The organism is Streptosporangium oxazolinicum (assembly GCF_039537505.1).
Lineage (GTDB): Bacteria > Actinomycetota > Actinomycetes > Streptosporangiales > Streptosporangiaceae > Streptosporangium > Streptosporangium oxazolinicum.
In genome coordinates, this window is record NZ_BAABAQ010000002.1 from 955,641 (window position 1) to 981,759 (window position 26,119).

At 72.0% G+C, this 26,119-nt stretch carries 25 protein-coding genes; 13 read left to right on the top strand and 12 right to left on the bottom strand.

What is annotated here, in order from left to right:
• Positions 1-45 precede the first annotated feature (45 nt).
• Positions 46-519 (bottom strand): GNAT family N-acetyltransferase, encoded by a 474-nt coding sequence (locus ABD817_RS09205; RefSeq protein WP_344917034.1) that lies wholly within the window; start codon positions 517-519, stop codon positions 46-48.
• A 411-nt stretch (positions 520-930) separates the two neighbouring features.
• On the opposite strand from ABD817_RS09205, the gene ABD817_RS09210 reads away from it, so the two are divergent.
• The 3 genes from ABD817_RS09210 to ABD817_RS09220 all read left to right on the top strand — a co-directional run bounded on the left by ABD817_RS09210 (position 931) and on the right by ABD817_RS09220 (position 2,898).
• Positions 931-1,500, top strand: coding sequence for a neutral zinc metallopeptidase (locus ABD817_RS09210; RefSeq protein WP_344917036.1), 570 nt, complete (start codon positions 931-933; stop codon positions 1,498-1,500).
• 130 nt (positions 1,501-1,630) lie between these two features.
• A complete protein-coding gene (locus ABD817_RS09215) occupies positions 1,631-1,924 on the top strand; it encodes a hypothetical protein (RefSeq protein ID WP_344917038.1) in 294 nt (97 codons plus the stop codon).
• A 113-nt stretch (positions 1,925-2,037) separates the two neighbouring features.
• On the top strand, positions 2,038-2,898 hold the full coding sequence (locus ABD817_RS09220; protein WP_344917040.1) for an alpha/beta fold hydrolase: 861 nt from the start codon (positions 2,038-2,040) through the stop codon (positions 2,896-2,898).
• A 166-nt stretch (positions 2,899-3,064) separates the two neighbouring features.
• On the opposite strand, the gene ABD817_RS09225 is transcribed toward ABD817_RS09220, so the two are convergent.
• From ABD817_RS09225 to ABD817_RS09235, 3 genes are all read right to left on the bottom strand, one after another.
• Positions 3,065-3,499 carry a GNAT family N-acetyltransferase gene (locus tag ABD817_RS09225; protein WP_344917042.1) on the bottom strand — a complete coding sequence of 145 codons (435 nt, stop codon included), beginning with the start codon at positions 3,497-3,499 and terminating at the stop codon, positions 3,065-3,067.
• A gap of 151 nt (positions 3,500-3,650) precedes the next feature.
• On the bottom strand, positions 3,651-4,559 hold the full coding sequence (locus tag ABD817_RS09230; RefSeq protein WP_344917044.1) for a phosphotransferase enzyme family protein: 909 nt from the start codon (positions 4,557-4,559) through the stop codon (positions 3,651-3,653).
• Entirely contained in the window at positions 4,556-5,923 is a 1,368-nt protein-coding gene (locus ABD817_RS09235; protein WP_344917046.1) for a helix-turn-helix domain-containing protein, read from the bottom strand. The genes ABD817_RS09230 and ABD817_RS09235 overlap by 4 nt, the downstream gene beginning before the upstream one ends.
• 199 nt (positions 5,924-6,122) lie before the next feature.
• On the opposite strand from ABD817_RS09235, the gene ABD817_RS09240 reads away from it, so the two are divergent.
• Complete coding sequence (locus tag ABD817_RS09240; RefSeq protein WP_344917048.1) at positions 6,123-6,710, top strand: ATP-binding protein; 588 nt, start codon at positions 6,123-6,125, stop codon at positions 6,708-6,710.
• A gap of 193 nt (positions 6,711-6,903) precedes the next feature.
• Here the strand turns inward: ABD817_RS09240 and ABD817_RS09245 are convergent, their stop codons facing one another.
• Positions 6,904-7,965: a PLP-dependent cysteine synthase family protein gene (locus ABD817_RS09245; RefSeq protein ID WP_344917050.1), complete on the bottom strand. Its 1,062-nt coding sequence runs from the start codon at positions 7,963-7,965 to the stop codon at positions 6,904-6,906.
• Between the two features lie 406 nt (positions 7,966-8,371).
• On the opposite strand from ABD817_RS09245, the gene ABD817_RS09250 reads away from it, so the two are divergent.
• The 3 genes from ABD817_RS09250 (at position 8,372) to ABD817_RS09260 (ending at position 10,077) form a co-directional block, all read left to right on the top strand.
• A complete protein-coding gene (locus ABD817_RS09250) occupies positions 8,372-9,202 on the top strand; it encodes an SAM-dependent methyltransferase (RefSeq protein WP_344917052.1) in 831 nt (276 codons plus the stop codon).
• 126 nt (positions 9,203-9,328) lie between these two features.
• Positions 9,329-9,526, top strand: coding sequence for a hypothetical protein (locus tag ABD817_RS09255; protein ID WP_344917054.1), 198 nt, complete (start codon positions 9,329-9,331; stop codon positions 9,524-9,526).
• A gap of 32 nt (positions 9,527-9,558) precedes the next feature.
• On the top strand, positions 9,559-10,077 hold the full coding sequence (locus ABD817_RS09260) for an O-acetyl-ADP-ribose deacetylase (RefSeq protein ID WP_344917056.1): 519 nt from the start codon (positions 9,559-9,561) through the stop codon (positions 10,075-10,077).
• A gap of 142 nt (positions 10,078-10,219) precedes the next feature.
• Here the strand turns inward: ABD817_RS09260 and ABD817_RS09265 are convergent, their stop codons facing one another.
• The 5 genes from ABD817_RS09265 to ABD817_RS09285 form a co-directional block, all read right to left on the bottom strand.
• Entirely contained in the window at positions 10,220-10,978 is a 759-nt protein-coding gene (locus ABD817_RS09265) for a restriction endonuclease (protein ID WP_344917058.1), read from the bottom strand.
• A gap of 440 nt (positions 10,979-11,418) precedes the next feature.
• Positions 11,419-12,234 carry a thioesterase II family protein gene (locus ABD817_RS09270; RefSeq protein ID WP_344917060.1) on the bottom strand — a complete coding sequence of 272 codons (816 nt, stop codon included), beginning with the start codon at positions 12,232-12,234 and terminating at the stop codon, positions 11,419-11,421.
• Positions 12,231-12,764 carry a hypothetical protein gene (locus ABD817_RS09275; RefSeq protein WP_344917062.1) on the bottom strand — a complete coding sequence of 178 codons (534 nt, stop codon included), beginning with the start codon at positions 12,762-12,764 and terminating at the stop codon, positions 12,231-12,233. The genes ABD817_RS09270 and ABD817_RS09275 overlap by 4 nt, the downstream gene beginning before the upstream one ends.
• A 65-nt stretch (positions 12,765-12,829) precedes the next feature.
• Positions 12,830-13,714 (bottom strand): NAD(P)-dependent oxidoreductase, encoded by an 885-nt coding sequence (locus ABD817_RS09280; RefSeq protein ID WP_344917064.1) that lies wholly within the window; start codon positions 13,712-13,714, stop codon positions 12,830-12,832.
• 1 nt (position 13,715) lies between these two features.
• A complete protein-coding gene (locus tag ABD817_RS09285) occupies positions 13,716-14,516 on the bottom strand; it encodes an SAM-dependent methyltransferase (protein WP_344917269.1) in 801 nt (266 codons plus the stop codon).
• A gap of 856 nt (positions 14,517-15,372) precedes the next feature.
• On the opposite strand from ABD817_RS09285, the gene ABD817_RS09290 reads away from it, so the two are divergent.
• Complete coding sequence (locus ABD817_RS09290) at positions 15,373-15,636, top strand: SAV_915 family protein (protein WP_344917066.1); 264 nt, start codon at positions 15,373-15,375, stop codon at positions 15,634-15,636.
• Between the two features lie 383 nt (positions 15,637-16,019).
• Here ABD817_RS09290 and ABD817_RS09295 read toward each other — a convergent pair whose 3' ends face one another.
• Entirely contained in the window at positions 16,020-16,889 is an 870-nt protein-coding gene (locus ABD817_RS09295; protein ID WP_344917068.1) for a class II glutamine amidotransferase, read from the bottom strand.
• A gap of 545 nt (positions 16,890-17,434) precedes the next feature.
• Between ABD817_RS09295 and ABD817_RS09300 the strand changes: the two genes are divergently transcribed.
• Entirely contained in the window at positions 17,435-18,295 is an 861-nt protein-coding gene (locus ABD817_RS09300; RefSeq protein WP_344917070.1) for a hypothetical protein, read from the top strand.
• On the opposite strand, the gene ABD817_RS09305 is transcribed toward ABD817_RS09300, so the two are convergent.
• Positions 18,178-18,984 carry a DUF4184 family protein gene (locus ABD817_RS09305; RefSeq protein WP_344917072.1) on the bottom strand — a complete coding sequence of 269 codons (807 nt, stop codon included), beginning with the start codon at positions 18,982-18,984 and terminating at the stop codon, positions 18,178-18,180. The two genes, ABD817_RS09300 and ABD817_RS09305, sit on opposite strands and share 118 nt — an antisense overlap.
• A 150-nt stretch (positions 18,985-19,134) precedes the next feature.
• Here ABD817_RS09305 and ABD817_RS09310 point away from each other — a divergent pair, with 150 nt between their 5' ends.
• The 4 genes from ABD817_RS09310 to ABD817_RS09325 all read left to right on the top strand — a co-directional run bounded on the left by ABD817_RS09310 (position 19,135) and on the right by ABD817_RS09325 (position 26,043).
• On the top strand, positions 19,135-22,017 hold the full coding sequence (locus ABD817_RS09310) for a DUF7824 domain-containing protein (RefSeq protein ID WP_344917074.1): 2,883 nt from the start codon (positions 19,135-19,137) through the stop codon (positions 22,015-22,017).
• Between the two features lie 160 nt (positions 22,018-22,177).
• Positions 22,178-22,771, top strand: coding sequence for an RNA polymerase sigma factor (locus ABD817_RS09315; protein ID WP_344917076.1), 594 nt, complete (start codon positions 22,178-22,180; stop codon positions 22,769-22,771).
• The gene (locus ABD817_RS09320; RefSeq protein WP_344917077.1) at positions 22,764-23,996 is read left to right on the top strand and encodes a hypothetical protein; all 1,233 of its coding nucleotides are present in this window, start codon (positions 22,764-22,766) and stop codon (positions 23,994-23,996) included. The genes ABD817_RS09315 and ABD817_RS09320 overlap by 8 nt, the downstream gene beginning before the upstream one ends.
• Positions 23,997-24,414: 418 nt before the next feature.
• Positions 24,415-26,043 carry a heparinase II/III family protein gene (locus tag ABD817_RS09325; protein ID WP_344917079.1) on the top strand — a complete coding sequence of 543 codons (1,629 nt, stop codon included), beginning with the start codon at positions 24,415-24,417 and terminating at the stop codon, positions 26,041-26,043.
• Positions 26,044-26,119: the final 76 nt, after the last annotated feature.

Consider the following 26,119-nt stretch of genomic DNA (forward strand, 5'->3'; position numbering starts at 1 on the left):
GCGACTGTATCGGGCGAAGTTCGCCCGGTGCGCGCTTCGGTGCTCTCAGACCCCGCGCAGGTCCAGCTCGCCGACGACCTCGTCGCCGCTCTTCTCCCCGGTCGGGCGAAAACCGAGCCGCAGGTAGAACCGCTCGGGCCCGTGCTCTCCCGGAGTCCAGGTCACCGTCGCGCGTGACTGCCCGCGCCTTCTGACCTCCTCGCACACGGACTCCACGGCGAAGCGGCCGTAGCCCCGGCCCTGATGGTCCGCGGCGATGTTCAGCCGCCAGATTCCGGAACGAAACCTGTCGTCCGGGTTATCCGGGTCAAAACGGATCATGAAGAAGCCCATGACGAAGCCCACGAGCTCCGTACCGTCATAGACCAGCCGGGGCCAGGCGGCCTCGGGTCGCGCGTACGCCTCGGCGAGCGACCAGGCGACCGGAGCCACGAGCCCCTCCTGGTCGGGGCGTATCCGCAGCCGGCACGCCGCCTCGACGTTGTCCGGTGTGATCTTCTCCAGGCGCGGCGAGGACATCCCGACACCCTACCGGCCACCCCGGAGAACCCGGCAGGCCGAACGCCGCCCACCACGCCTCTCCCAGCTTCCCCCGGCCTCTCCCCGCATCTCCCGGCCCCCGCCCGGCCGCCGATCCGCCGACGCCGCCTCGGCTCGACGCGCGGGAGTTCCTAAGCCGTCCGGGAGTCCTAAGCTGTCCGACCATGCGCTTCCTCCCGTCCCGCGTCACCCCCCGGCGCCTCGCCGTCTCCACCCGATGCGCCCTCCTGGCGACCGTCTGCCTCACCGTCCTGCCGTACGGGGTCGCGCAGGCCGCCTCGCCCGAGAACCCGCTCCCGAGGACCGGGAAGCTGGCGGCCACCTCGTGCCAGGAACCGCCGATCATCGACAGGGGCGTGCCGCTGGATCCGGGAGTATCTGACGGCCGCCATGAAATGCCCGCACACCTCGTGGTCGGCCCACTTCGCCCGCGCCGGGCTGAGGTTCCGCAAGCCCGTGGTCCGTTTCTACGAGGAACCGGAGCGGCGCGTGTGCGGGGTGCGCTGGCCCGCCAACGCCGCGGCCTTCTACTGCACCGAACGGGCCACGCTGGTCTTCCCGCTCACCGGCCACTGGATCGAGGGCCGGACCGACCTGTACCCCCTCAAGGTGGTGGCCCACGAATACGGCCACCATCTGCAGAGCCTCACCGGCGTCCGGGACGACTACGAGGCCCGCGTCCGCTCCGACCACTCCCACCAGCCCGAACTCGGCCGCCGCTACGAGCTCCAGGCCGACTGCCTGTCGGAGGTGTTCCTGGTCAGCGTACGACGCTCGCTGCCCCGTACCGGGCAGGACTGGGAGGCACTGTCCGGCGCGCTCCGCGCCAGCGGCGACGAGGACGGCCACCGCACCCACGGCACCGGCGCCAACCGGCTCCACTGGTTCAAGCGCGGCTACCAGACGGCCTCCCCCGCCGCGTGCAACACGTGGGCCGCCACTCCGGCCCGGGTGTCCTGACCCGCGAGCGGGAAAGCGGCGGGCCCCGCGTGACGCGCCCCGTCAGCTGAAGGTGCCCCGACGCCCGGACGGTCAGAACTCCACCGCGGGCGTCACCCATCACAGCCGCACCGAAGGGTAGAACATCATCATGGCGGCCCGAGACCACGAACTCCTGCACGCTGCCAAACGCATCGCCGCCGCGCTGGGCTTCGCCCCCGACGAGGTCATGCGGCGCGTCGTGGAGCTGGCGCGCGACGGCCGCGTCGACTGGTCCAGCGGCGAACTCCTGCTGTTCGCCCTCGCCCAGCTGGCCGCCGAGCGGCCGATCCCCTCCGGAGCGGGCAGTCGCGCCACGACGGTCGAGACCATCGAGGCACCACGTCTCGGCGTCACCCCGGGCAGGCCCGTCCCGACGAAGACCCGGAAGGGAAACACCCGCTGACCTCCGCGCTCGACCTCCCCGGAGACCCCTCGCAGGCCACCCCCTGGACAGGGTCGACGGCCGACGAGCCGCCCGGAACGAGCGCGACCGCACCCCCACGAGATACTGGGGCGATGTTCGAAGGCTTCGAGGAAGAACTGGTCCGGGTCGAGGAAGCGTCCATTTTCGTGCGCCACGGCGGAGAGGGCCCGCCGGTGCTGCTGCTGCACGGCCATCCCCGCACCTCCGCGACCTGGCATCGCGTCGCACCTCGGCTGGTCGAGCGCGGCTTCACGGTCGTCTGCCCTGACCTGCGAGGATACGGCCGCTCGCGCGGTCCGGCACCTACCGCCGACCACTCCGGGCACTCCAAGCGCGCCGTCGCGAACGACATGGTGGCGGTGATGCGTTCCCTGGGACACGCCCGGTTCGCTCTCGCCGGACACGACCGAGGGGGCGCCGTCGCGTTCCGCCTCACCCTGGATCACCACGACGCGGTCTCTCGCGTGGCGTTCCTGGACTGCCTGCCCATCAGCGAGCACCTGTCCCGCATCACCGCGACGTTCGCGACGCAGTGGTGGCACTGGTTCTTCTTCGCGCAGCCGGACATCCCGGAACGCGTCATCAACGCCGACCCGGTCAGCTGGTACCGCGGCGACCCGGAGAGCATGGGCCGGGAGAACTACGACGAGTTCCGCGAGGCCACCGGGAACCCGGACGTGGTGCGGGCCATGCTGGAGGACTACCGGGCCGGTCTCACCGTCGACCTGCGCCACGAGAACGCCGACCGGGCCGCCGGCACGCGGCTGCGGTGCCCCGCCCTCGCCCTGTGGTCGCTACGCGACGACCTCGAAGACCTGTACGGCGACCCGCTGAGCATCTGGCGGCACTGGGCCGACGACATACGCGGCCACGGGATCGACTCCGGCCACCATGTGGCCGAGGAGGCTCCGGACGCTCTCGCCACGGCCCTGGGCGACTTCTTCGGCGACTGAACCGGGAGCCCGGCCGCGTCGTCGCACCGTCCGGCCGAGACCGCGCCGGTCTCACCTCGGCGTCGTCACCGCGACGGCTCACGGCCGCCCTGCCCCGCGACGGCGGGACGGGACGGGCCCGGAGCGGACGGGGCCCGGGTGCCGCTCCCGGCCCTCCCGTCTGCGGCTAGAGGTCGATCTGGTAGAGGATGAAACCCCGGTTCGCGGCGACCTTGTCGTAGAGCAGCCGGGCGGCGGTGTTGCTCTCCTGGGTGGACCAGTAGACCCGGCTGCAGTCGCGAGCGCGCGCCCACTCGGTCACCGCTTCGATCAGCGCCCGCCCCGCACCCTTGCCCCGGGCCTGCGGCGCGGTGAACAGGTCCTGCAGGTAGCACACGTCCGTCGCCGTGGTGCTGGAGTGGATGAGGAAGTGCGCGATGCCGACGAGTTCGCCGTCGAGCTTCGCGCCGAAGGCGTGCATCCGGACGTCCTCCCGGAACTCGTCCCAGGCCCGGTCGTACAGCTGGGGCGTGAGCGTGCGTTCGTAGAAGTCGTTGTAGCCGCGGAACAGGGTTTCCCAGTGGGGACGGTCCGCAGAGGTGAGCTTTCCGATCCTGAGCATGCGATGTCCTCCGAACGAGAGCCGGGAGTTCAGCCCCTACCTCCCCCGTGGGAACCGTCCCGAACGTTGACCGGGTGTCGCTTCCCGACAATCGGCCCCGCTCCCGTCCCCCCATGGTGGCAGGCGGCTCCCGGTCTCCCTCCGCGACCGGTCACCGGTACGGCTGCCACCTGACCGTCTGGTCGCGGGCCCTGAAACTGCGCATTCGGTGTTCCCACTGCGGCCGGATGCCCGGGTTGCTGCGCAGGACGGGCACGACGCTGGTGACCAGTTTCAGCTCGCGGAGGCGGCGCAGGACCGGGAAGCCCGGCCAGCGGGTGACGTCGAAGCCGTAGCCCTCGGCGAGCGGCGTGTGCTCGTCCCAGGGATAGTCCATCCGCAGGCGTCCGACCGCGACGGGGGCCAGATCCCACTCGCGCGGGCCGATCGCCGTACCGTCGAAGTCGCACAGCACCGGCCCGTCAGGGCCGGCGATGACGTTGCCCATGAACACGTCACCGTGGATGAGCCCGGCGGGGAGCACGTAGTCGAGGGCGGCGAGCCGCTCCTCGACCTCGTCACACTCGTCCAGCAGGAAGGCGTGGTCGTCCGGGGACAGGTCCTCCGGCTCGTCGAGCCGCTGGCGGACCTCGGCCATCGGGGTCCACTCCGGCAGGTCCACTGGCGGGTCCGGAAGCGTGTGGAGTCGCCTGAGCAGGGCGGCCAGGTCGCCGCCGCCGGGGCGCGGCCCCACCTCGGGGGTGTTCTCCCACAGGGTGACCAGGTGGCCCTCCACCTGGAGCGGCTGCTCGCAGCCGGGCAGCAGCCGCACCGCGGGGAAGTCGTGGCCGGCGAGCCAGCGGGCGACCCGCACCACCGTCGGCACGCGGGAGCGGGCGGCCGAGGATCCGGCGACGCGCACCACGACGGACGCCCTCCGGAGGCGGAAGACGGCGTTGTTGGTGAACTTGATCAGCTCGGCGTCACCGGGGGCGAGCCCCACCTGGGCGCAGACCGACGCCAGCAGCGAGTGGAGCCGGTCGCGGGTGAGGCCGCCGGCGTGCTCGGTGGTCGTCGTCATGCGGCGCGCACCGCCGAGATGCGCCGGGCGAGGTCCTGCGCGTCACCGCTGTGCGCCCGCATCATGGCGACGGCCTGCAGCGGCGCGAGACGGTCGATGATCCGCGCCGAGCGGATCTCGGTCGCCAGGGTGACGGCCTCGTCGCCGTTGGCGATCCCCGAGGTCATGTCACCCGCTCTGAGCTGCACCGTCGCGAGGGCCGTCAGCTCGAAGGCCCTGCTCCTGGCCATGCTCGGATCGCGCTGCCCGAGCGCCTCGGTGAGGAATCGCTCGGCGATGCCGAGATGGCTGTCGCGGTGGGTCACGGCGAGGTCGGCGTGGACCATGCCGCTCGTGGCGTCGAGGTCGGCGGCGCCGAAGAAGCTCACCCAGGCGGGTGACTCGCGGTCACGGGCACGGGCCAGCTCGTCGCTCGCCCTGTTGATCGATTTGAGGGCGAGATCGCTGTCGCCCAGCAGCGCGTAGGCCCACGCCTCGTTGGCGAAGAGCATCGCCACGGTCCGCTCGCAGCTGGCGTCCTGCGCGCAGATCTGCCCGAGCTGGAAGAACCGCAGCGCGTCCAGGATGCGGTCGCAGTGCAGGTGGACGCGTCCCATCCGATACAGGACGTTGGCCGCGAGTGAGGAGTTCCTCGCGTGTTTGGCCTGCTCCAGCGCGCGGGCCAGGTGGCCTCTGGCCGCTCCGTACAGGCCGACGTCGAAGGAGGTCCAGCCCGCGAGGTTGTGCTGGTCGGCCAGCGCCTGGTGCAGTCGCAGGGTGACCGACTCCGGGCACGTGGCCCGCAGCAGCCGCTGCGACCAGGTCAGCTGCGCCACCACCGCGTCGCGGCAAACACCGCCCCCGTGCCGGTAGTCCAGGGCGCGCAGCGTCCGGGTCACCGTCTCGATCTGCTCGACGTCGGCCATGCCGATGCGGTACGGGACGGGGGTCTCCGTGGAGGGCAGCGGCTCGGCCCACTCCTCGGCGTCCCCGACCGCCGCGCCGATGGTCACCTGCGCGGCGTGCGCGAGGAGGCGGCGTACCTGCTCGTCCTCGCAGGGGTCGTCGCGCTGGTCCGCCGCCATCCCGGCCAGCGCCGTGGAGGAGGCGTCGTAGGCCAGCCCCATGTAGCCGCGCGGGATTCCCAGACCGTCGGCGATCCGGCCGAGCACCTCGTACGCCATCACCTGACGGCCCCTGAGGATTTCGGAGATCTCCGACTGGGACTGCGCCGTGAGGGCGGCGATGTGACGCTGTGAGACTCCGATCCGCTGGAGTAACCGGTACACGGTGGCCATGTCGCGGGTGGCCAGAGCCTGACGCATCCGCGGACGCTCCCAGAGCGCCGGGTCGATTTCCTGCGCGTTCCCACTGCTGACGTTCATGCCGACCTTTCCCGGCCGAATCTCCTTGACGGGTTCCCTTGACGGGCCGCCTTGACGCCAAGGTAACCGGCGACCCGGCACCTCCGAAGCCGTATCGGTGCGACCGATCATGCAAGGTGATCGGCCCCGCCTGTCACCGGACCGATCTGCGGACAGTATTGGTCCCGCGACTCTCCGTATATCGGTCTTGTCCCGCACCATGGGTAATTCAGACCGGCGAGCGGCCGGACGCCTCGACGCCCCCGTGCCGCCCGTGCCCTACGCGATAGGAGCGACGATGCTCACCGAGCACGCTCTGACTCTGGACTTCGGCGTGCACGGCAAGCCCCACGGCCGCTTCCGGGTGACCGCCTGGCGCCTGCCCCAGAGCGACACCGCCCGCCGCGCCCGCAGGCTGCTCCACGACCTGCTGTCCCGGCCGCCCTTCGCCGCCCACGAGGTCGCCGAACTGGAGGTCGTGGTCACCGAACTGGCCACCAACGCCGGCAGCTACGCCCCGGGCCCGTACGAGCTGCGGGTCCTGCACGACCGCGACCTGCCGATCAGGGTCGAGGTGGCCGACGCCGGCGGCGGGGTCCCGCTGGTCGAACGCCTGCTGCACCGCCCGTTCACCGCCCCGGGCCACGTGGACGAACTGGAACTCGGCGGGCGGGGCCTGCGGATCGTCAACGAGTTCACCGCCGGGCGCTGCGGGGCCCGCTGGACGCGGTTGTGCGGCACCGGGCAGATCGGGACCGGCGTCTGGTTCGACCTGCCCGTGCATCCCCTTCGCCGAGAGGTCCCCTGAGTTTCCCAAGCGGTCCCGGACCGGCCGGCCCGTGCATCCCCCTCGCCGAGAGGTCCCCTGAGTCTCCCGAGCGGCTCCGGACCGGCCTGCCCATACACCGCCCCGCCGAGAAGTCCTTTCGGCTTCCCGAGCGGCTCCGCACCCGCGTCCGATCCGGCCTGCCCCCGCACCGCCCCCGGCCCGCCCGCTCCGGTCACTCCGGCGCCGGATCCGGCTGCCAGGACCCGCCGTGGTCGAGCAGGTGTTCCAGCTTCTCCGCGTACGACCGCCAGTCCAGTCCCCTGCTCTGCGCCCAGGTGTCGTCGTGGCAGGTTCGCAGGTGGCGCGGATCGGCGTCGCCGAGCACGGTCGCCACATCACCTCGGACACCCCGGGCGCGCATGCGCGTGATCATCTCCAGCGCGCCCCACAGGTTCGTGCCGGTGGCGGCGCCGACCGGCGGTCCGATGTCCCGGCGGACGCGGCGGGCGGCGGCCACACTCGCGGCGTCGGGTACGGGGACGACCAGGTCGACGAGGTCGGGGACGAACCCCGGCTCCAGGCGCGGCCGGCCGATCCCCTCGATCCTGGAGGGCATGCCCGTGCCGTAGTCGGCGGCGCCGCTCGCCCAGCCGGGGAAGTACGCGGAGTTCTCCGGATCGACCACGGCCAGCCGTCCGGGTAGGTCGTGGGCGCGCAGGTGACGGCCGACGGCCGCGGACGTGGCACCGGTGCCCGCGCCGACCACGACCCAGCGCGGGCACTCCTCCAGCTGCCCGAACAGCTCCTCGGCCAGGCTTCCCCCGCGCCAGTCGACGGTCGCCGCCGAGGTGTAGTGGTCCAGGTAGTGGCCGCCCACCCGCTCGGCCAGCTCCGCGGCCTCCGCGTAGATCGCCAGGGGCGGGTCGACGTGCAGGCACCTCCCGCCCAGCCGCTCGACACCCTCCCCGGACGACTTCTTCGGCATGACGGCGATGTACGGCAGGCCGAGCAGCCGGGCGAAGTACGCCTGCGCGACGGCCATCGCGCCCCCGCTCGCCTCCACCACGGTGGTGCCCTCCACGATCAGGCCTGCGGTGATCGCCTGGGCGAACAGTGCCCGCGCCAGCCGGTGCTTGAGGTTGCCCGTCGGCTGCGCGGACTCGTCCTTCAGCCACAGCCGCACCTCCCACCCGGCGGGCAGCGGGAACCGGCGCAGCGGCGTGGGAAGGATCCGCTCCCGTTCGCCGTCCAGCTTCGCGATCGCCTCCACCGCCCACGCACCGCCGTCGCTCATGACGGCAATCTAGTGCGATTCACCGATCCGGCGTCGGCCGATGACGCATCATGATCGGCGTACCGGCGAGGCGACGGGACGGCGGGGCAGCAGGGCGGCGGGCGGCGGGACGGCGGGGCAGCAGGGCGGCGGGGCGGCAGGGCGGCGGGGCGGCGGGGCGGCGGAAAACCAGCGGTGCCGGATCGACCCCCTCTGTTACCGTCGATGGAGTCCCGCCGGACGAGGTCCGGCGACAAACGTGGAGGAAGCCATGGCCGCCCGGGATCTGACACCGGGCCACCGCATCGCACCGGCCGTTCCGGCGCGGTGACGATCGAGGTCGACGCCTGAACGGCGGTCGGCCCGCCCCTGCGGTGCCCGGTGACGTCGCGCTCATGTTGACGCACAACACCGTTGGAGTTTTCCCATGTCACACGACATCTCATCCACCTGGTACGCGAACTTCTTCACCGAACTTCCCAACGAGTTCTGGCGGCGCGCCGCGACGCCGGAATCCACCGAGGCGGACGTCGACTTCATCGAACGTCACCTCGGCCTGCGCCCCGGCGCCCGTATCCTCGACGTGCCCTGCGGCAGCGGCAGGCACACGCTGGCACTCGCCGCGCGTGGCCATCGCCTGACCGGCGTTGACATCTCGGCCGAGGCGATCGGGTACGCCCGGCGGGCCGCGGCCGACGCCGGGCTCGACGTCGCTCTCGGCATCGCCGACATGCGGGACATCCCGCGTGACGGCTCGTTCGACGTCGCCGTCTGCATGGGCAACAGCTTCGGCTACCTCGATCCTGAGGGAACCCGCGCGTTCGTCGCCGCGCTGGCGGACGCGGTCCGGCCGGGCGGGGGGCTGGTGGTCGACTTCAACGCGACGGCCGAGTCCGTCCTGCCCGGCTACCGGGGTGAGCCGCGTCGGATGCGGACGGGCGACATCACCGTCACGGCGACGACGGGGTACGACGCCGCCCGCAGCCGCCTGATCAGTGGATACCACTTCACCCGGGGCACCGAGGAGCTTGAGGTCACCGCGATCCACCATGTCTACACCAGCGCCCACCTGGGCCAGATCCTCACCGACGGCGGGTTCACCGGCGTCGAACGGTTCGGCGGGCCTGACGGCTCGCCCTTCGAGATCGGCGCCGGACGATTGCTGCTCACCGCGCGCCGGGCGGAAGACCCGCACCGGCGGGAACACGAGCACCGGCCACGCCGGACTCCCGGCGAGAATCGTCTCCCAGACGAGTAAGCCCGAGGTGATCGGTGGTCGTAGGCGATCGGCGAGCGGGTGACCGGGGCTCCGGTCTCGTCGCCGCGCCGATCGCCACGGCCCTCGCAAGGACGCTCCGCGCGACCCGAAGGTCCGCCCTCCGCGTTGTTCCAGGTCAAGCCGCCCTTCGAGGGTGTCGTCCACCGGCGCGCGGAGGGCCTCGTCCCGGCCGTCCACGACCTGGCCCGGGGTGGTCACCCGCGCGTCCGGATCCTCGGAGACGGGGAGACCTCCCGGGACAGGGAAGCCGGGAAGAGGGAGTACACGTCAGAGCGCCGGAAAACGGGGAAGGACCCGATATGAGAAGGCGCACCACCGAGGAAGGCCATGGGCTCATGAGGATCACGCTGGTCCAGGGGGACATCACCACGCAGGACGTCGACGCCGTCGTCAACGCCGCCAACTCCTCGCTCCTGGGCGGTGGCGGAGTCGACGGTGCCATCCACCGGCGCGGCGGCCCGGCCATCCTCGCCGAATGCCGTCACCTGCGCGCCTCCCACTACGACAGGGGGCTCCCCACCGGCCAGGCCGTGGCCACCACCGCGGGAGACCTCCCGGCCCGCTGGGTCATCCACACCGTCGGCCCCGTCCACTCCTCCGCCGAGGACCGCACGCACCTCCTGGCCTCCTGCTACCGCGAATCCCTCCGCGTCGCCGACGAGCTCGGCGCCACCAGCATCGCCTTTCCCGCCGTGTCGGCCGGGGTCTACGGCTGGCCGATGGGCGACGCCGCCCGCACCGCCGTCGACACCGTATGGGCCACCCCGACACAGGTGACGGACGTGCGGTTCGTCCTGTTCACCCCGGACGCCTACGCCGCCTTCGAAAACGCCCTCGACACCACGGGATCGTGAGCCGGTCCCGGCCGAACGGGTCCGGCTCACGATCCCGGCTCGCCCCGGGAGACCTCCGGACACCGCCACCGTCTCCCGGTGCCCTCCGGTCCACCGCACGGGCGGGCGGCACGGCGGACAGCGGGATCGTCACGCGGGCTCGTCACGCGGGCTCGTCACCGAGCGCTCCCTCCAAGCCCAGATCTCCATCCGGGTAGGGCGCTACGGGGCGGCGGCCCGGCAGGAACCATCGGCCGGTCCCGCGACGCGCCCGCGGCGCGAGGGTGAAGGACCCGGTGAACCAGGCGGCGAGCAGCGTCCGGTCGATCAGCGTTAGGTCGGTGCCCGCCGCGTACTCCCTGGCCGGAGCCGTGAAGGTCGTCGCGGTGACGAGCACGCCGCGGTGGCCGGGATAGGCGTGGAGCGCGCCGAGGAGGTCGCGGATCTGGGGTGAGCCCACCGAGGTGCCCCAGCGCTTGCACTGGATGACGAAGCGGTCGCCGCCGGGCGCGGTCGCGACGACGTCGACGCCGCCGTCACCGCTGCCGCCGATCCTGCGCACCTCGCGGAAGCCCTCTCGTCGCAGCAGGGCCTCGACGAGGGCCTCGAACCGGTCACCGGTCATGCGGTCGACGCGTTCGAGACGGGCGTTGTCCTTCAGCCACTCCCGCTCCCGGGCCTCGATCACCCGATGACGGAGCAGCAGCGCCCCGATCAGAGCCACGGTCAGCACGATCGTGCCGCCGATCACCAGCTGCCAGTTGGCGACGACGACGTCGACGAGCCACATGGCGACCAGGACGAGGGCCACGGCCGCGACCACCCACAGGAGCCAGTCGCCGTCTCCCTCGCGCCGGCGCGGTTTTCGCCCGCCGGACGCCCGCCGTCGCACCGCCTTGGCGGGTGTCCGTCGCCGTGCCATCGCGCACCTCCGGGGGACGAGGTTGGAACGTTGCCGCTGACCCTGTCGACTCTGACAACGGGCACCGACAATTTCCAGGGCGCCGCGTTTCGGGACGACCGGCGAACGCGGATTCGTACCGGCCGTATCGAACATGCCCGCCCGCGCTCCCGGACCACGTGGATCTCACCCCGGCACGGCCACCCGGCCACGAACCTCAACCCGGCACCGCCATCCCTGAACCACGCGGACCCCAATCCGGCACGGTCTCACCGACCGGCAGACCCGGCCGGGTCGACCAGGTCAGCCGACCGAGGGAAACACGAACCTCCGGCTCCCCGGCCCGGGACCGGGCGAACTCCTCGGCGGGTCGAGGGAACAGGTGCTCGAACGGCCGGGCCGTCGCCGATCACGATCGGTGACAGCTCTTCCCCGTGTGCCGTTCCCCGTGCGCCGGAACCTCACGCGTGCTGGGAGGAGACGGCCGACCCATCGTGGAGCGCCTGGTCGGTGCCTCCGGCGCCGGAGGCACCGACCAGGCGCTCCACGATGTCGGTGATGAGTGCCTCCTGCGCGTCCACCGGATAGAGATGGCCCCCGGGGAAGGTCCGCAGCTCGAAACCGGAGGCCGCGACGCGGCTCCAGGCACGCATCTCACCGTGGCTCACGCGCGGATCATCCGTCCCCAGGTAGCCGGTGATCGGAGCGGTGACCGGCGGGGTGGACGCGGGCCGGTAAGCGTGCAGGAGGTCGTGGTCGGCCCGCAGCGCGATCATCGCCAGGTCCATCAGCTCCGGGAAGCGCAGGAGCATCGGATCCGCCGCGGCGGCCTGCTCGGCGAGCTGACGATCACCAATGGGGATCCTCCTCGCGTCGTCCGCGCACAGGTGCGGCGCCGCGTGCGCCGACACCAGCAGCGCCGCCGGGGAGATCCGGTAATGTCCGGCGAGCCTGACCGCGACCTCGTACGCGACGACGGCACCCATCCCGTGTCCGAACAGGGCGAGCGGCCGGTCCGCCAGGGTGGCCAGTGCCTGGCAGACGTGGTCGACGAGGAGTTCCATGCGGTCGATCGGCCGCTCGTTGACGCGGTTCTGCCTGCCGGGGTAACACACGGCGGAGAGCTCGACGTCGGCGGGCAGCCGGTCCTGCCACCCCCGGTAGAACGTCGGGGCACCCCCGGCGTGGGGGAAGCAGACGAGGCGCAGGCGCGGCTCGGCGAGCGTGCGCTGCCTGCGCAACCACATGCGGGAATCCGCCGGGACCGTCTCGGTCATGGGAGGTCGTTCCTTTCGGGGGGCGCGTACGGGCCGGCCATCTCACCCTCCACCGTCTTCGGGAACCGCTCGTGGTCCTCCCCGCGCCGGAGGTCGATCGTGATCCGGTCCGCGACCGCGACGCTGGCTCCCGAGACGTCGATCCCCCAGCCGTTGGCCCCCGGAGCCCCGGAACCGGGGACATCGAGATCGGGAGTACCCGGACCGGGAACGCCCGGACCGGGAGTGCCGGGCCCCCGAGGGCCGGGAGCGGGGCTTCCGGGAGCGGGAGTACCCGGTCCCGGAATGCCCGGACCCGGAGCGCCGGGGCCGGGAGTGCCGGGACCGGGGATTCCCGGGCCGGGGACGGCCGGGTTGGGAAGGCCGGGACCGGGAGTGCCCGGTCCCGGGAAACGGCGTCTCGCCATGCCTGCGACCGAGGTGCCGTGGTTTCGGGTGCCGCCCCGGTCAACGCCGTGAGTGCCGTCCGTACCGTCGACACCGTCAATGCCGTCGGCACCGGCGGTACCGGCCACGTGCGTCGCGCTCAACTCTGTCGTCCTTTCCAGCGGCACGGCCGCGCCGCCAACCGGTTCGAACCCGTGTGTGCTTCTCCTCAGCGGTTGTGAAGGACCGCTCGGCGGCTGCGGAACTGCTCGGTGAGCACCGCCACGTGCTCGCGCCGGTAGCCCTGGTCCATCGCCCTGAGCACGCGCTCGCGCATCACACCGAGGTAGGAGTGGTCGATCCCCGCCCGCTCCGCGATGACCGCCAGGTTGTTGAGGACGTTCAGGTGTGAGGTCAGCGGAGCCTGCTCGAAGGTGTAGTCGCGGCGCGCGATGAGGCCGAGGCCGACGCCGATCGTGTTCTGGAAACCGGGGTCGTAGAGCGGCACGGACTCCGCGAAGTCGTTGAGGGGGACGCCCATGCTCTCCGCGATGGCCGAGCACTCGAGGAAACCGTTGACGAACGCGTAGTAGAAGGCGCTGGAGACGACGTGGTACGCCTTGGCGTAGGCGGGGTCGGGGCCCAGGCGCACCTGCTTGCCGGACAGCGCCTCGGTCACTCCCGCCAGCTCCTTGAAGTCCTCGGCCGCCCCGCCGTAGACGGTGAAGCAGTCTTCGGTGCCGATGGCGTCCGGGTAGTTGAGGATCGCGGCCTCCAGGTATCTGCCTCCGGCGGCCTCCACCCGCTTCCGCAGGGGGTCGACGTCGTCGGGAACGCCGCTGGCGCTCTGGACGACGAGCCTGCCGGAGAGGTCGGCCGCGGCCTCGTCGAGGACCGCGTGGGTGATCTCGTAGTCGAGGAGGCACAGCAGCACGATCGGGGAGGCCTCGATCGCCTCGGCCGCCGTCGCGCGGAGGTGGACGTCCCTTCCCGCGAGCCTCGCCGGGCGTTCGGGCGTACGGTTCCAGACCGAGACCTCCAGGCCGGAGTCGGCGCAGGCCCGTACGATCGCGGAACCGATCAGGCCGGTCCCGATGACCGTCACATCCGTCATGTCACTGCTCCATCCTGTCCATCCTGGTGAAGGTCATGACGACCCCGCCGACCTCGGCGGCGTCCGCCCACGCGGCGAAGGTGGCGGGCGGTCGCGCGGTGCCGGACGCCCCGCACCCGGCCTCCGGCCGTGCCCCGCGCTCCCCCGGCCCGCGCGTGAGCCGGGAGAAGGAGTCACGCACGCTCTCGGTGATGTCGACGAGCTCCGTGGCGGTCATTCCGGCCCGCCGCGCCGCCGACAGGTGGTCTTCCGGCGCGTCGAGCGACAGGGCGCCTGACACAGCGCTCGATACGGCGCTCGGCGCGGCCGGGCAGGGGCCGATGCGCTCGCGGATCTCCTCCGTCATCGGAACCCGTGGGTAGGGCGTCTCGACCACCAGGCGGCCCCCCGGTCGTAGGACCCTGGCGACGCTCCGGTAGAGGGCGGCGACGTCGAGGTGCGGGGTGACGTCGAAGGCCAGCACCGCGTCGAACGAGGCGTCGGCGAACGGCAGGTCCAGCGCGTCGGCGCGCCGGAACCGCACCATCTCGGCCATGCCCTGCGCCGCGGCGTGCTCGGCTCCGTCGCGCAGCGCCTCTCCGTCGATGTCGATCGCCACGACCCGCGCACCCAGGGTCCGGGCCAGGCGCACCGCCGGGCGGCCGTTGCCGCAGCCGACGTCCAGCACCCGGGAGCCCCGGCCCACCCCCAGCCTGGCCACCACGAAGTCGGTCATCCGCTCCGTGGCCTCCAGGATCGACGCGTCGTCGTGGGGCCTCGTCCGGCGGTCGTGGTGCCGGTCGGGCCGCACGGTCTCACCCATCAGCGCCACGAGCTCGTTGTAGGTCGACTCGATCCCCGAGGAGGGGAAAGGGCCGGTCCTGACGTTTCCCGCGTCCGTCCGGAGTCCGGAGTCGTCATCATCCAGAACAGAAATGAGAGACCTCCTCAACCAGAGAAACGCGAATTACGCCGATAAGCGTAAATCGTCGGTCGAACCAATCCGCCAGCCGAGCAAAACACTAGCAGCGGGCACCGACACAGTCGATGACCCTGAATATTGGTTTCTCGCCAGACAAGGTCAACATTTCCACGGATATCAGTGTTGACGCCCACTCTTTCACCATAAAGTCACCCCCGAGCAAAGGGTGTCAAAAATCAATACCCCCTTCCCGACTTCGACTTTTCCAGTCCGCGAGCATTCCCGCCACGAAGACCGGCCGTCCTGCGAATGGGAAATCAACCACTATTGGCGCCACAGCTCATAAAACAAGCATTTTTACTGGTAAATCGGTCGGATCGATTGGCGTCAACGATGGCAGAGCCCAGCGCGACGGCCGAGCCCAGCCCCGAGCACAACCGGCGAACCAGGTTCTTCACCGGAGGGGCCGTGGAGAACCCCCGCTTCACCCGTCATGGTCCGTACGCCCCCATCCGGCCGGGCCACATGGCCGGATGGCCGGATCCGGACAGGACGACCGGCAGGCCGGTGAGCCCGCCCCCGCGCCGTCCCCGACCGGAGGCGACCGTCTCCCCCAGGTCCCGGACAGCGGTGCGCGGAGCGTCAACATGGCGTCAGCGCCTCCGCCATCACCGTCTGATTCCCGTAGAGATCGCACCGAAAAGCAGCCAAAAGGAGATAACGTCGCTTTCGTACGAGTTCTCATCAGGAGGAAGTAATGTCGGAAGTCCCGTTATACGTACCGGTCCGTGAAGGCGCCTTCAGCACGTCGCTGCGCCTGTTCAGGACCGATTCGGGCAGGAGGACGGCAGCCGCCTTCTCCTCGCCGATGCGCCTGACCAAGGCGCTCGGCACCGGCCAGCGCTGGATCCGGCTCACCGAGCCCGCGCTCCGGCACCTGATCGAAGATCTGGACGTCACCGGCATCGTGATCGACCCCGCCGGGACGACGGCTCACCAGACGTCCTCCCAGGCCGCGTGATGCGCGTTCTCCCGCAGGACCTGGAATTCCGGACAGCCTCCGCGACGAAAACGCACGGGAAGGCGTACGGGAAAGCGTGCGGGAATGCCTGAGGGAACATGGGCCGACGGCCGGGACCCCGGCACCCCCGCTCGCTGCCCGTTACCACCACAGCCACACCCGTGATCACCGTCACCGGGAGAGCGGCCCGTCCGTGCGGTGATCCCGCCAACCTGGCGCGCTCTCCTTCCCGCCCGCTCCTCTGAGCGTCCGCTCCGGCGGCCTCGGGCCTGACGCCGCGCGACCTCGGCCCGATCACCTCGGCTCGATCCGACAGTCCGGTCCGATGACCCGGTCCGGCGGTTCGGTCAGGCGGTCCGATCCGAATATCGCGGGGTGTGATGTCAGACGGCCTGCTGCGAGACGGCGGCCTCGGGGCGCAGGTCGGCGAGGCGCAACCGGTGCGCGGGCTCGTCGGGCAGGATGATCCGGCGGGTGGGGCTGAGGCCCGGTCCGAGGTGGAGCAGCTCGCCGGGCTCCATCAGGCACCAGTCGGGATGGTCGTCCATGCGTTCGCTGGCGACCACGAGGGCGGGGACATCGGCCAGGTCGCGGGAGCGGACGCGGATGCGGCCGTCGGTGCCGCTCTGGTCGAGGTGCCGGCCACCGTGGCACCCACCGGCGGCGCGCCGGAGCACATACAGCCCGTGGGTGTCGGGGTAGCGCAGCGCCCACAGGTCCTGCGGGGTGGTGAGGACCAGGTTGAGGGCGTAGACGGGCAGGTTCTCGGCGACCCAGCGGGCGGCGGCCTCGATACCGGCGGCGACGTCACCGCCGCGTGCCCTGGTCTCACGGGTGATCAGCGCGAAGAAACGCTCGGAGTCGGTCTCCCCCTCGACCAGTTCCCGATACTCGCCCAGCTCCGCGTCGAGGTCGTCCAACCCCTCGATCACGCCATTGTGGGCGAAAAGCCGCCCGTCTTGCAGGAAGGGATGCGTGTTGCGTTCCTCCAGGCCGCCGGTGGAGGCGAAACGCACGTGGGCCACGAAGGTGGCGGACACCGTCTCCTTCGCCTCCTCGGCGAAACACCGGTCCTGGTAGGCGGCGACGGGGGCTTTGTGCACTTTCGGGGTGCCGTCGATGTCGAAATACCCCAGACCGATCCCGTCGGGATAATGGCGGCTCTGCTCACTGACGCTGTCCGGCGCGTCCAGGAGCCAGAAGGTGGCACACGTACGCCGAGGCGCGCTGCTCAAGCCAAACAGACGGCACATCCCAACATCCCCTTCTCCCTCATACTCCGACCGCACCGGTTCTCCCCCGACCGCCGCGGACGCCTCCGGGCACCGCCGTCAGCCATGAGCGTGGCACCCGGGGCTCTCGCTCCCGGTGCCGTACGCGAAACCTCCGGCGTCATCGGCGGTACGGTGCGGTCCGCCCCCGGCCGGCCCCACGCGGGTCCTCCGTCAGCCGATCCCACGCGGGTCCTCCGTCAACGGATCAGCCAGGTCGTGACCGAAGCCGTCGCGGGCGACGACACGCTTTCCGCACCCGGTGTGACCGGGACGCCCCGGAGGCGTGGTCCGTGTCCTTTCCGAGCCGATCGAGCACCGTGAGCTGGAGTTTTCCCCTGAACGGGGTACCCCGCCACCGCCGCCCGACACCCTCGCCGAAGATCGGGAGCCGGAGCGGGAGGACATTGAGGAGCGCCTCCTCGGCGCGACCGGAGCCGCAGTCCGGCCGGACTCGTCGGCCGGGTTTCCCTGACTGGCCGGATCGACTTCATCGGCCGACGGCAGAGGGCCGCTGAGAATCGCTCATGCGTAAACCCCTGTTCGTGGCAGCCGTTATGGCGGCCTCGCTGGCCGCCGGTGTCCTTCCGTCCACCGCCGAGACCCAGACGGGCCGCGGTCCCGCCGTGACCTTCGCCCTGCCCGGCGACACACCGTACGGCGACGCGCAGCGCGCCGGGTTCCCCGTCCTCGTCAAGGCCGTCAACGCCGACCGGGACGTGCGCTTCGTACCGCACGCGGGTGACATCAAGGACGGTTCCTCCACCTGTGACGACGCGCGCCTCGCCGATCTGGCCGGACTGTTCGGCACCTTCGACGACCCGTTCGTGCTGACCCCCGGCGACAACGACTGGACCGACTGCCACCGCACCGCAGCAGGGGGTTATCTGCCCACCGAGCGCCTCGACGCGCTCCGCCGGGTGTTCTTCCCGGTTCCCGGCCGCACTCCCGGCCGCCACTCGATGCCGGTCCTGACCCAGGCCGTCGATCGGCGCCACCGTGACTACCGCGAGAACGCGCTCTTCACGCGTGAGCGCGTCGTCTTCGCCGCAGTGCACGTCGTCGGCAGCGACAACGACCTGGCCCTGTGGGCCCAGTTGCCCGGCGGGGACCGTCCCGAGCCGCGGAAAGCCGAGTTCGAGGCGCGCGAGGCCACCGCGCTCGACTGGACCGACACCGCGTTCGCCACCGCCAGGCTCACCCGCGCCTCGGGGGTGCTGCTGCTCATGCAGGCCGAGCCCGTCGAGACCCCCGGGTTCACGAACTCGGATCATCCCCGGGAAACGTCGCTCTCGCTCGTCCTGGCGCGGTCTGACGAGGGCGTGCCCGGCGGGAGTGCGCCCGTCCGGGAACGCGATGCCGGCCACACGTGCCACGTGACCGCGTAGCAGAGCAGGACGGCGCCGAACCCGACCGTCCCGCCCAGGATCACGCAGCGCACCAGGTCGTACAGGCTCACCGCGGCACGGTCACCGCTCCCCAGGATGACCGCGCCGGCGATCGCGGCGACCGTCCCGGCGGCCAGGACCCATCCACGTGACCGTCCCGTCACACCGGGCCGGGGTTCCGGTCGTACGGCGGCGCGCAGGTACCACAGGACGAACCAGCCTGCCAGGACCACGAGCCCGCCCAGCGAGCTGACGTACATCACCACGTTGAACACCCGGTGCGCCCCGACGACCGATACGCGCATCACCGGCCAGTGCACCACGGCGAAGCCCCCCACCTGGGTGAACCCGTCCCACACCAGGTGCGTGGCGACGCCGGTCAGCAGCGCGGCCACCACCGCGACCCCGCGCCCGGACGGCGCCCGGACGGGCAGCCGCGCGCGCAACCCGTCCGGGGCCAGCGCCGTCAGCGGCGCGCGCAGCAGCAGGTGGAAGACGACGAGCACCGCGACTCCCACGGGCAGGTCCACCAGCACGGCGCCCAGCCAGCCGTGGGTGGTCTTCGAGGAGAAGGGCAGCGGCAGGTAGTACAGCAGGTCGGGCACCATCGCGCCGACCGCCAGTGCCGAGGGGGGCAGCCGGTGCCGCAGCGGCAGGATCGCGGCGGTGTGGCTCAGGGTGAAGGGCACGCCCCATTATCGGCGTCGGCCGACGCGATGGTGATCATGCCGGTCGTCCACCGTCCGGCGCACGAGAGGCGCCTGCTCCAGCGGAATTGTCGGCGGCCCCTGCCAGGATCTCGCCACCTGACCGAAGACCTGATGTTGGAGATTCACGCCATGGAAGCGAAGGACGTCCGGCCGACCGTCTGGGACGGGGTGCGCGCGCTCATCGACACCGGCGACGTGGCCGGGATCGTGAGGACCGTGACGGCGCTCGACGACGCCGGGCGGCGTGAGGTGGCGCGCGAGCTGCCCGGATATGTCATGGTGCTCCAGGAGAGGGAGCAGCGGTCGCTGGCGGAGCACGAGGCCAGGCTCGACCGGGCGCGGCGGGACCGGCAGGAGGAGCTCCTGCGGTGGCGTGACACCGGGGAGATCTCCGAGGACCAGTACCAGCGGGCATGGCCCATGACCTGGAACGACCACGACGCGTGGGAGGGTGCCTCCGGGGGCGACGGCTGGATCGAGCCGATGCGGGTCGCGGGCGCGGGCACGATCGGTGGCGCCGTGGCCGTGGTGACGTGGATCAACCGCAGGGAGTTCGAGCGCTGGGACCTCGCCGGCGGCCGGATGGCCGACGAGATCGAGCCGCTGCTCGAAGTGATCGCCTCGCGGCCCGCCGCGTGGCAGGCCGACCTCGCCGTACGGGTCGCGCTCCGGCTCCGTCCCCGGCGCCGCCGCGCCCCTCGTGACCGGAACCTGCCGCTCGCGCTCGCCCTGCTCCGCCGTACCGGCGCCACCCCGCCCGCGCACGACCCGCTCGTGGTGGGGTGGGTGTCCCGGGACGCCAGGCGCGACGAGCTGCGGGCCGATCCGCTGCTCGACCACCTGCTGCCGCGGCTCTTCGAGGCCGAGGGCGTCGGCCGGGCACTGCGCGACGAGCGATCCGGTCCGAGCGGCACCACCCCCTGGCTCCGCACCCTCCGCGCCCTCGCGGCCGAGGGCCGGGTGCCGCGCGAACTGCTGCTCGACGGCTGCCGGAGCCGCTTACTGCGCGGCGGCGAAGGCCCCGACCTGCGGTTCTTCGCGCGCCTGCACGAGCTGCTCGACCCCACTCCGGCCGAGATCGAACCGCACGCCGTCGACTACCTGCGGCTCCTGCCCACCGCGCCCGGCCAGGTGGCCGAGCTGTCGCTGAAGCACGTACGCCGGTTGGACGGCCTCGATCCGGCGGACGTGGTGGAGGCCCTGGAAGGGCTGCTGTTCCGCCCGGAGGGCGGGCTGGTGCGCACCGGTCTGGCCTGGCTGGAGGAGTCCGTGCGGCGGTCACCGGACCTGACCGACGCGCTGGCTCCCGCCCTGGCCACGGCGTTCGGCCACGAGGCGCGGGCCGTGCGGGAAAGGGCCGTGCGCCTCGTGGTCCGGCACGCCGCGCACCTCACCCCACTCGGCGCCGAGACCCTCCGCGGCGCCATGGGCACGCTCACCCCCGACCTGCACAACCGGCTGGCCTCGGCCGTCGGCGGCGAGCGCGTCGAGGAGCCCGACCCCACGCCGGTGCCCGAACCCGAGCCCGAGGAGGTCTTCGTGCCACGGCGACCGCCCGCCCCTCGCCGTCCCGTCCCGGTCATCGCGCCGCCGGACACGCCGGGTCAGCTGGCCGACATGTATTCGCGCGACGGCTGGCAGGCGGCCGAACGCCGCCTGTCCGCCTTCGTCCGGCTGGTCGCGCGGGACAGGGAGTCGCTGCGCGCCGCCCTGACGCCACTCGTCACACGCGATGAGGAGTCGCTGCGCTCGAACGAGTGGCGGGAGCACGGCGACTGGATGATCGCCTTCGCGGCCGAGCTGGCCGACCCCGGGCGGACGTACGAGACCGGCCGTATCGCGTTCGTCAACCGGGCCCGCCGCGAGCGTGGGCTTGCGCCTGTCGCGTACGAGGAGGCCGGCCACCTGCCGGAGCGCAGGCAGGCCTCGCCGCTGCACCGCTTCGTCCTGCTCCGGCACGCGGAGATCCTCAACGCGCTGCGGGCCCGGACCCTGCCGCCGCTGCTGCTCGCCACGCCGAGCCTGTCCAACGGCCTGCTCGACCCGGCCGAGCTGGTGTCCAGGCTGGAGACCCTGGAGGCGGCCGGTGCGACACCGCTGCCCGCCGACCTCCAGCAAGCGCTGCTCAGGCTGCCCCGCCGCGTCGACCCGGCGGTGACCGTACGGGCGAAGGCGCTGAGGTCGGAGGCGGGTCGCCGGGCGGCCCGCTGGATGGCCGAGGGTGGGCTGCCCGACCCCGTCGTGCGGGTGACCCGGTCAGGAGAGGACGACGGGCTCGGTTCGCGCGTCTGGATGGCCTGCACCGTCCAGGCCGAGCCCACCGGCCTGCCGCTGGTCGACGAGCTGCTCGCCGACCAGCCCCGGCACGTCAATTTCATGGGGGGCGGGCACCTCGGCGGGTTGATGGAATGGTGGGCCGCCGTCCTGCCCTCCCATCGGGAGGTGGTCGCCGCCCACCTCGTCCCGCACCAGCCGGTGCCCGGCTGGAGCGCGGCGATGGACTCGTCGCGCCTGGTCGACCTCGCCGCCGCGGAGGGACCCGCCGGGCGGGCCGTCGCCGTCCTGTTCGCCCACCGGATCTTCCCCAGGCCGTTCGCCCACGACAACGGCCCCTCCGCGTCCACCGCCCTCCGGCAGATGGCCGCCGCCGGAGACCTCCCCGCCGAGGAGATCGGCGCGGAGCTCGCGCAGCGGGTGGTCAGGGGCGAGATCACACCGAAGCTCCTGGTGAGCGTCCTGGAGGCCGAAGCCGCGGACGGGACCTACCGTGAGATGTGGCGAATCCTCGCCGCGGCGCTGCCCTCCCTGCTCCCCGCCCCCGGCAGCCGCCCCACGCCTGCCCACGCCGACCTGGTCGCCCGGACGGCCCGCATCGCCCGCTGGGCACAGGCGCGGGGACGGATCCCCGCACTGGCCGAGCTCGCCGCGCGCAAGGGCCGCAGCCACGTCTTCCGGCACGCCAGGGCCCTCGACGACCAGCTGGCGTCGCCGATCGCGGACATCGACGGCTGAGGAGGGAGGCGCGTCGGTGGGCCCGTGGTCCGTGACCGTCGTCCGTGATCGTTGTGCGGGAACGTCGTGCGTGAAAGCACATTGGCGGATCGGGTGATGAAGGGTGACCGCCGATCGCGTCCGAAGGGTTGCACATGACGGGAAGACCATCGTGACCACGATGTCCTGGACCGCTCGTCCGGCGGACGACGCCGAGGTCGTCCGGCTCTCCCTCGTCGAGTCGGAGCGGTTCAGCGCGATCTTCGACCTTCACTTCCACGAGATCCACCGCTATGTCGCCCAGCGGCTCGGCGCCGACAGCGCGGAGGACGTCGTGGCGGAGACGTTTCTCACCGCGTTCCGCAAACGGGCGCTCTACGACCCGTCGCGTGCCGGTGTGCGGGCGTGGTTGTACGGCATCGCGACCAACCTCATCGGCAAGCAGCGTCGCGTCGAGGTGCGCACGCTGCGCGCGCTCGGGCGCCACGGCCCGGATCCCGACTTCCCCGGGCACGAGGAACGGGTCGCGGCGCGGGTCAGCGCGGAAAGCCTGCGGCCGAGCCTGGCGACGGCCCTGGCGGGGCTCCACCGGCGAGACCGCGACGTCCTGCTCCTCGTGGCCCTGGCCGGGCTCAGCCACGAGGAGATCTCCAGCGCCCTGGGCATCCCGTACGGAACCGTCGGGTCACGCCTGAACCGGGCCAGGAGAAAGCTGCGCACCGCGCTGGGTGGTACCAATCCCATGCTCGAACCCGGGGAGACCGATCGTGGATGAGCTGGAGAGGGTCCGTGAGCTGTACGGCGAGCCGCAGGCCGACCCGTTCCTCAAGGCCAGGGTGTTCGAGCGGCTGGAGGCCGAATCCCGTCGCCGTCGCCGTCGCCGGTCGCCGTGGACGGTCGCGGTGACCGGGCTCGCCACTGCCGTGGTGGTCGTGGCCGTGGCGGTGGTCGTTCCGGTGATGACCGGGAGCCGGACCCCGGAGATCTCCGGACGGTCGGTCCTCCTCGCGGCGGCGACCAGGGCGGAGGCGGATCCCGCGACGACGGGCACGTACTGGCGCGTCAGGAAGCTGCACCGCAGGACGCACCCGGAGCCGCTGGGGAGGGGCGAGAACCGCTACCGGGTGGTGGAGTCGTGGATCACCGAGCAGTGGTCCGCCAGGGACGGCAGGATCTGGGCCGGTTCCCGGGCGCTGGGGGCGCGCCCGGGGAACGAGGCCGACACGGAGGCGTGGCGCCGTGACGGGTCTCCCACCGAATGGACGGGCGTGACCCCGTCATGGAGCCCGTCGCGGAATCCGTCACGGGATCCGTCACGAGATCCGTCACGAGATCCGTCACGAGATCCGTCACGAGGCTTGTCGCGGGATCTGTCGCAGGACTCATCGCGGAACCCGTCGCGAGGCCCGTCGCAGGAGCCTGCGCAAGGTCCTTCGCAGCACCCCTCGCAGGGGCCCTCACGAGGCCCGTCGCAGCGCGAGGAAGGAGTGCTGTCCTCGTCGCCGGGCGAGGGCCTGCTCAGGGCCGTCACCGGCAGGGCGGCTTTCAGCGTGGCCGGTCGCGGCATGACCTTCGAGCAGATCCGGGAGCTCCCGGCCGACCCCACCGTCCTGAAGGACCGGATCTCCGGGATGGTGCGAGGCGCGCCGGACGGCCCTGACGGCGGTGTCCTGGCGGACGCGCTCAGCGGCCTGCTGTGGAGTAAGCCGTCATCGCCCGAGGTGCGGGCGGCCGCCTACCGGGCACTGGCGGAGCTGCCGAACGTCCGCTACCTGGGTACGGCGACGGACGAGCGGGGCAGGAAGGGGGCCGCGTTCTCCTTCACCGTACGGACCTCCCCGGCCGTCCCCGTCCAGCGGACGCTGATCATCGACGTCGCCAGCTCCCGGGTGCTGTCCTCGACCGACACGGGCGGGCCGGGGGCCGTGGAGGACGAGGTCGAGGTGGTCCTGGAGGCGGGCTGGACGAACGACAGGCCCACCCCACCCGCACTCCCGTAACCCGCTTGCCATCTCCGGGCTAGCCATCGCACTCCCGTAGCCCGTCCGCCCTCACCGAACCGGCCGTCGTCTCCGCACTCCCGTAATCCGTCCGCCCTCTCCAGGCCGGGCCGCCCCTCGTCTCCAAGTCATGGCGGCCTGGCCGGTCATCGTCCCCGGGCACCTGTGGCCCGGCCATGTCCACCAGCCTTCCCCGTCAGTCCGCGGAGCCCGCAGAGTCCGCAGGCCCTCCCGGGACCGTCCGCGGAGCCCGCGAACCATCCCGGCCAGCCCGCGGACCATCCCGGCCGGTTCGCGAAGTCCGCATCAGCCGAGACCGGCGGACCTCGGGCCCCGGCCGCCCTCGTCCGGCCACACCCCTCCCGACGCACGGTCCACGGGCGCGCGAAGACGCCCGTACCGCCTTTGGAGCAATCACTTGTTTCAACACGCTCGCAGGGCCCTGAGCCTGATCGCGAACCGTCCTGCCCCGTTCTCCCTCGCGACCGAGGACGGCCCGGTCGTCTACCCCGCCGGGCGGTTCCCAGCGATCAAGGTGGCCGAGGTCATGCGGGGCCGGGTCACGTTCGTCGGCCTGCCCCCCGTCGACCTGGGCCGGGACATCGACTGGCGCCTCGACCCGTACCGCAACCGTTCCTGGGCGCTGAACCTTCACGCGATGAGATGGGTGGGACGGCTGGTCGGTGAGTACGAGCGGTCGGGGAGGCGGGAGTACCTCACCCGGGCCGTGGAGATCGCCGGTGACTGGGTCAGGAAGAACCCGCGCGGCGGGGCCGATGTCAGCCCCTGGGCCTGGGCCGAGCACCCGGTCGCGCTGCGCGCGCCGGTCCTGGTCTGCCTCAGCGCGCACGTGCGTGCCACCTGGCTGTCCGACAGCCTGGTCGAGCACGCCGGGATCCTGTCCGACCCCGCGCTCTACCGCCGGGGCCACAACCACGGCTTGGACCAGGACATCGCGCTGCTGGCGATCGGCTGCCGTCTCCGGCGGGAACGGTGGAAGGACCTGGCCATCCGGCGGATGGCCGAGTCGGCGGAACTCTCCATCGACGCGCAGGGGGCGCTGCACGAGCAGGCTCCGAGGTACGGCGTCTACGTTCACCGGCGGCTGGGGACTGCCATGGAGGCGATCGAGAGGTGCGGGGCCGAGATCCCCGCCGGTCTCGCCGCGCGGCGGACATCGCTGGAGACGTACGTCAGCCATGCCACCCAGCCCGACGGCCGCCTGGTGCCGATCGGTGACAGCCCGGCCGACACACGCCCCGGGGGTTTCCCGCACGGGGAGGGCACGGTGAAGGTGTTCGACGGCGGCTACGTCTTCGGCAGGACCGCGTGGGACGACCCGGAATCCGCCTACTACTCGATCAGGTTCGGCCCCGGCCGCCGCCTGCACGGCCATGAGGACCATCTGGGCGTCACATATCACGCCCACGGCCGGGACATCCTGGTGGAGGCGGGCTTCCACTCCTACGAGAGAACGGCCTACCGGAAGTGGACGGCCTCCCCCGAGGCGCACAACGTTCCCGTCGTCGTGGGCACCGCCTTCCGTGAGGGTACGGCGACACGTCTCGTGAGCTCGTTCGTGGGCCGCACCCGCCAGTCCTACACACTCACCGACGACGCGTACGGTGTCGGCCGCACGCGCTCGGTCCTGGTCTGTCACGGCGCCGACCTGATGGCCGTACTGGACACGGTCCCGGCCGGGTCGGCTCTGCGCAACCTGTGGCACCTCGGCCCGTCGCTCAGGGTGGTCTCCAACCGCGACGGCAGGGTGGTGCTGGCCGACGGGAACTGGCGGGCGACGCTGCTGCAACTCGCGATGCCCTCCCTCCGGCCGGTCGGCGGCCAGGAGGTGCGGGCCTGCGAGATCTCGACCGGCTACCTCAGGAAGGCGGACACGGCGACGGTGCTCTCCCCTCCGGCCACCTCCCTGCTCACCCTGGTCGTCCCGGGCACCGGAGACCCGGAGGTCACTCTCTCCGAGGGAAAGGTGACCGTCCACACCTCCGGCGGTCCCGTCTCCTTCACGCCCTCGCTCGACCACCCGTGACGGGCGCCGCGTCCCCGTCGCCGGGAGGCAACCGGGATCGCGAGAAACAATCTCCTCAATGGACTTCGATCTCTCA

Bases quoted from the DNA above. Each gene is read 5' to 3' on its own strand.
- ABD817_RS09205 (WP_344917034.1), bottom strand. From the start codon at position 519: ATGTCCTCGCCGCGCCTGGAGAAGATCACACCGGACAACGTCGAGGCG.
- ABD817_RS09210 (WP_344917036.1), top strand. From the start codon at position 931: ATGAAATGCCCGCACACCTCGTGGTCGGCCCACTTCGCCCGCGCCGGG.
- ABD817_RS09215 (WP_344917038.1), top strand. From the start codon at position 1,631: ATGGCGGCCCGAGACCACGAACTCCTGCACGCTGCCAAACGCATCGCC.
- ABD817_RS09220 (WP_344917040.1), top strand. From the start codon at position 2,038: ATGTTCGAAGGCTTCGAGGAAGAACTGGTCCGGGTCGAGGAAGCGTCC.
- ABD817_RS09225 (WP_344917042.1), bottom strand. From the start codon at position 3,499: ATGCTCAGGATCGGAAAGCTCACCTCTGCGGACCGTCCCCACTGGGAA.
- ABD817_RS09230 (WP_344917044.1), bottom strand. From the start codon at position 4,559: ATGACGACGACCACCGAGCACGCCGGCGGCCTCACCCGCGACCGGCTC.
- ABD817_RS09235 (WP_344917046.1), bottom strand. From the start codon at position 5,923: ATGAACGTCAGCAGTGGGAACGCGCAGGAAATCGACCCGGCGCTCTGG.
- ABD817_RS09240 (WP_344917048.1), top strand. From the start codon at position 6,123: ATGGGTAATTCAGACCGGCGAGCGGCCGGACGCCTCGACGCCCCCGTG.
- ABD817_RS09245 (WP_344917050.1), bottom strand. From the start codon at position 7,965: ATGAGCGACGGCGGTGCGTGGGCGGTGGAGGCGATCGCGAAGCTGGAC.
- ABD817_RS09250 (WP_344917052.1), top strand. From the start codon at position 8,372: ATGTCACACGACATCTCATCCACCTGGTACGCGAACTTCTTCACCGAA.
- ABD817_RS09260 (WP_344917056.1), top strand. From the start codon at position 9,559: ATGAGGATCACGCTGGTCCAGGGGGACATCACCACGCAGGACGTCGAC.
- ABD817_RS09265 (WP_344917058.1), bottom strand. From the start codon at position 10,978: ATGGCACGGCGACGGACACCCGCCAAGGCGGTGCGACGGCGGGCGTCC.
- ABD817_RS09270 (WP_344917060.1), bottom strand. From the start codon at position 12,234: ATGACCGAGACGGTCCCGGCGGATTCCCGCATGTGGTTGCGCAGGCAG.
- ABD817_RS09280 (WP_344917064.1), bottom strand. From the start codon at position 13,714: ATGACGGATGTGACGGTCATCGGGACCGGCCTGATCGGTTCCGCGATC.
- ABD817_RS09285 (WP_344917269.1), bottom strand. From the start codon at position 14,516: ATGGGTGAGACCGTGCGGCCCGACCGGCACCACGACCGCCGGACGAGG.
- ABD817_RS09290 (WP_344917066.1), top strand. From the start codon at position 15,373: ATGTCGGAAGTCCCGTTATACGTACCGGTCCGTGAAGGCGCCTTCAGC.
- ABD817_RS09295 (WP_344917068.1), bottom strand. From the start codon at position 16,889: ATGTGCCGTCTGTTTGGCTTGAGCAGCGCGCCTCGGCGTACGTGTGCC.
- ABD817_RS09300 (WP_344917070.1), top strand. From the start codon at position 17,435: ATGCGTAAACCCCTGTTCGTGGCAGCCGTTATGGCGGCCTCGCTGGCC.
- ABD817_RS09310 (WP_344917074.1), top strand. From the start codon at position 19,135: ATGGAAGCGAAGGACGTCCGGCCGACCGTCTGGGACGGGGTGCGCGCG.
- ABD817_RS09315 (WP_344917076.1), top strand. From the start codon at position 22,178: ATGTCCTGGACCGCTCGTCCGGCGGACGACGCCGAGGTCGTCCGGCTC.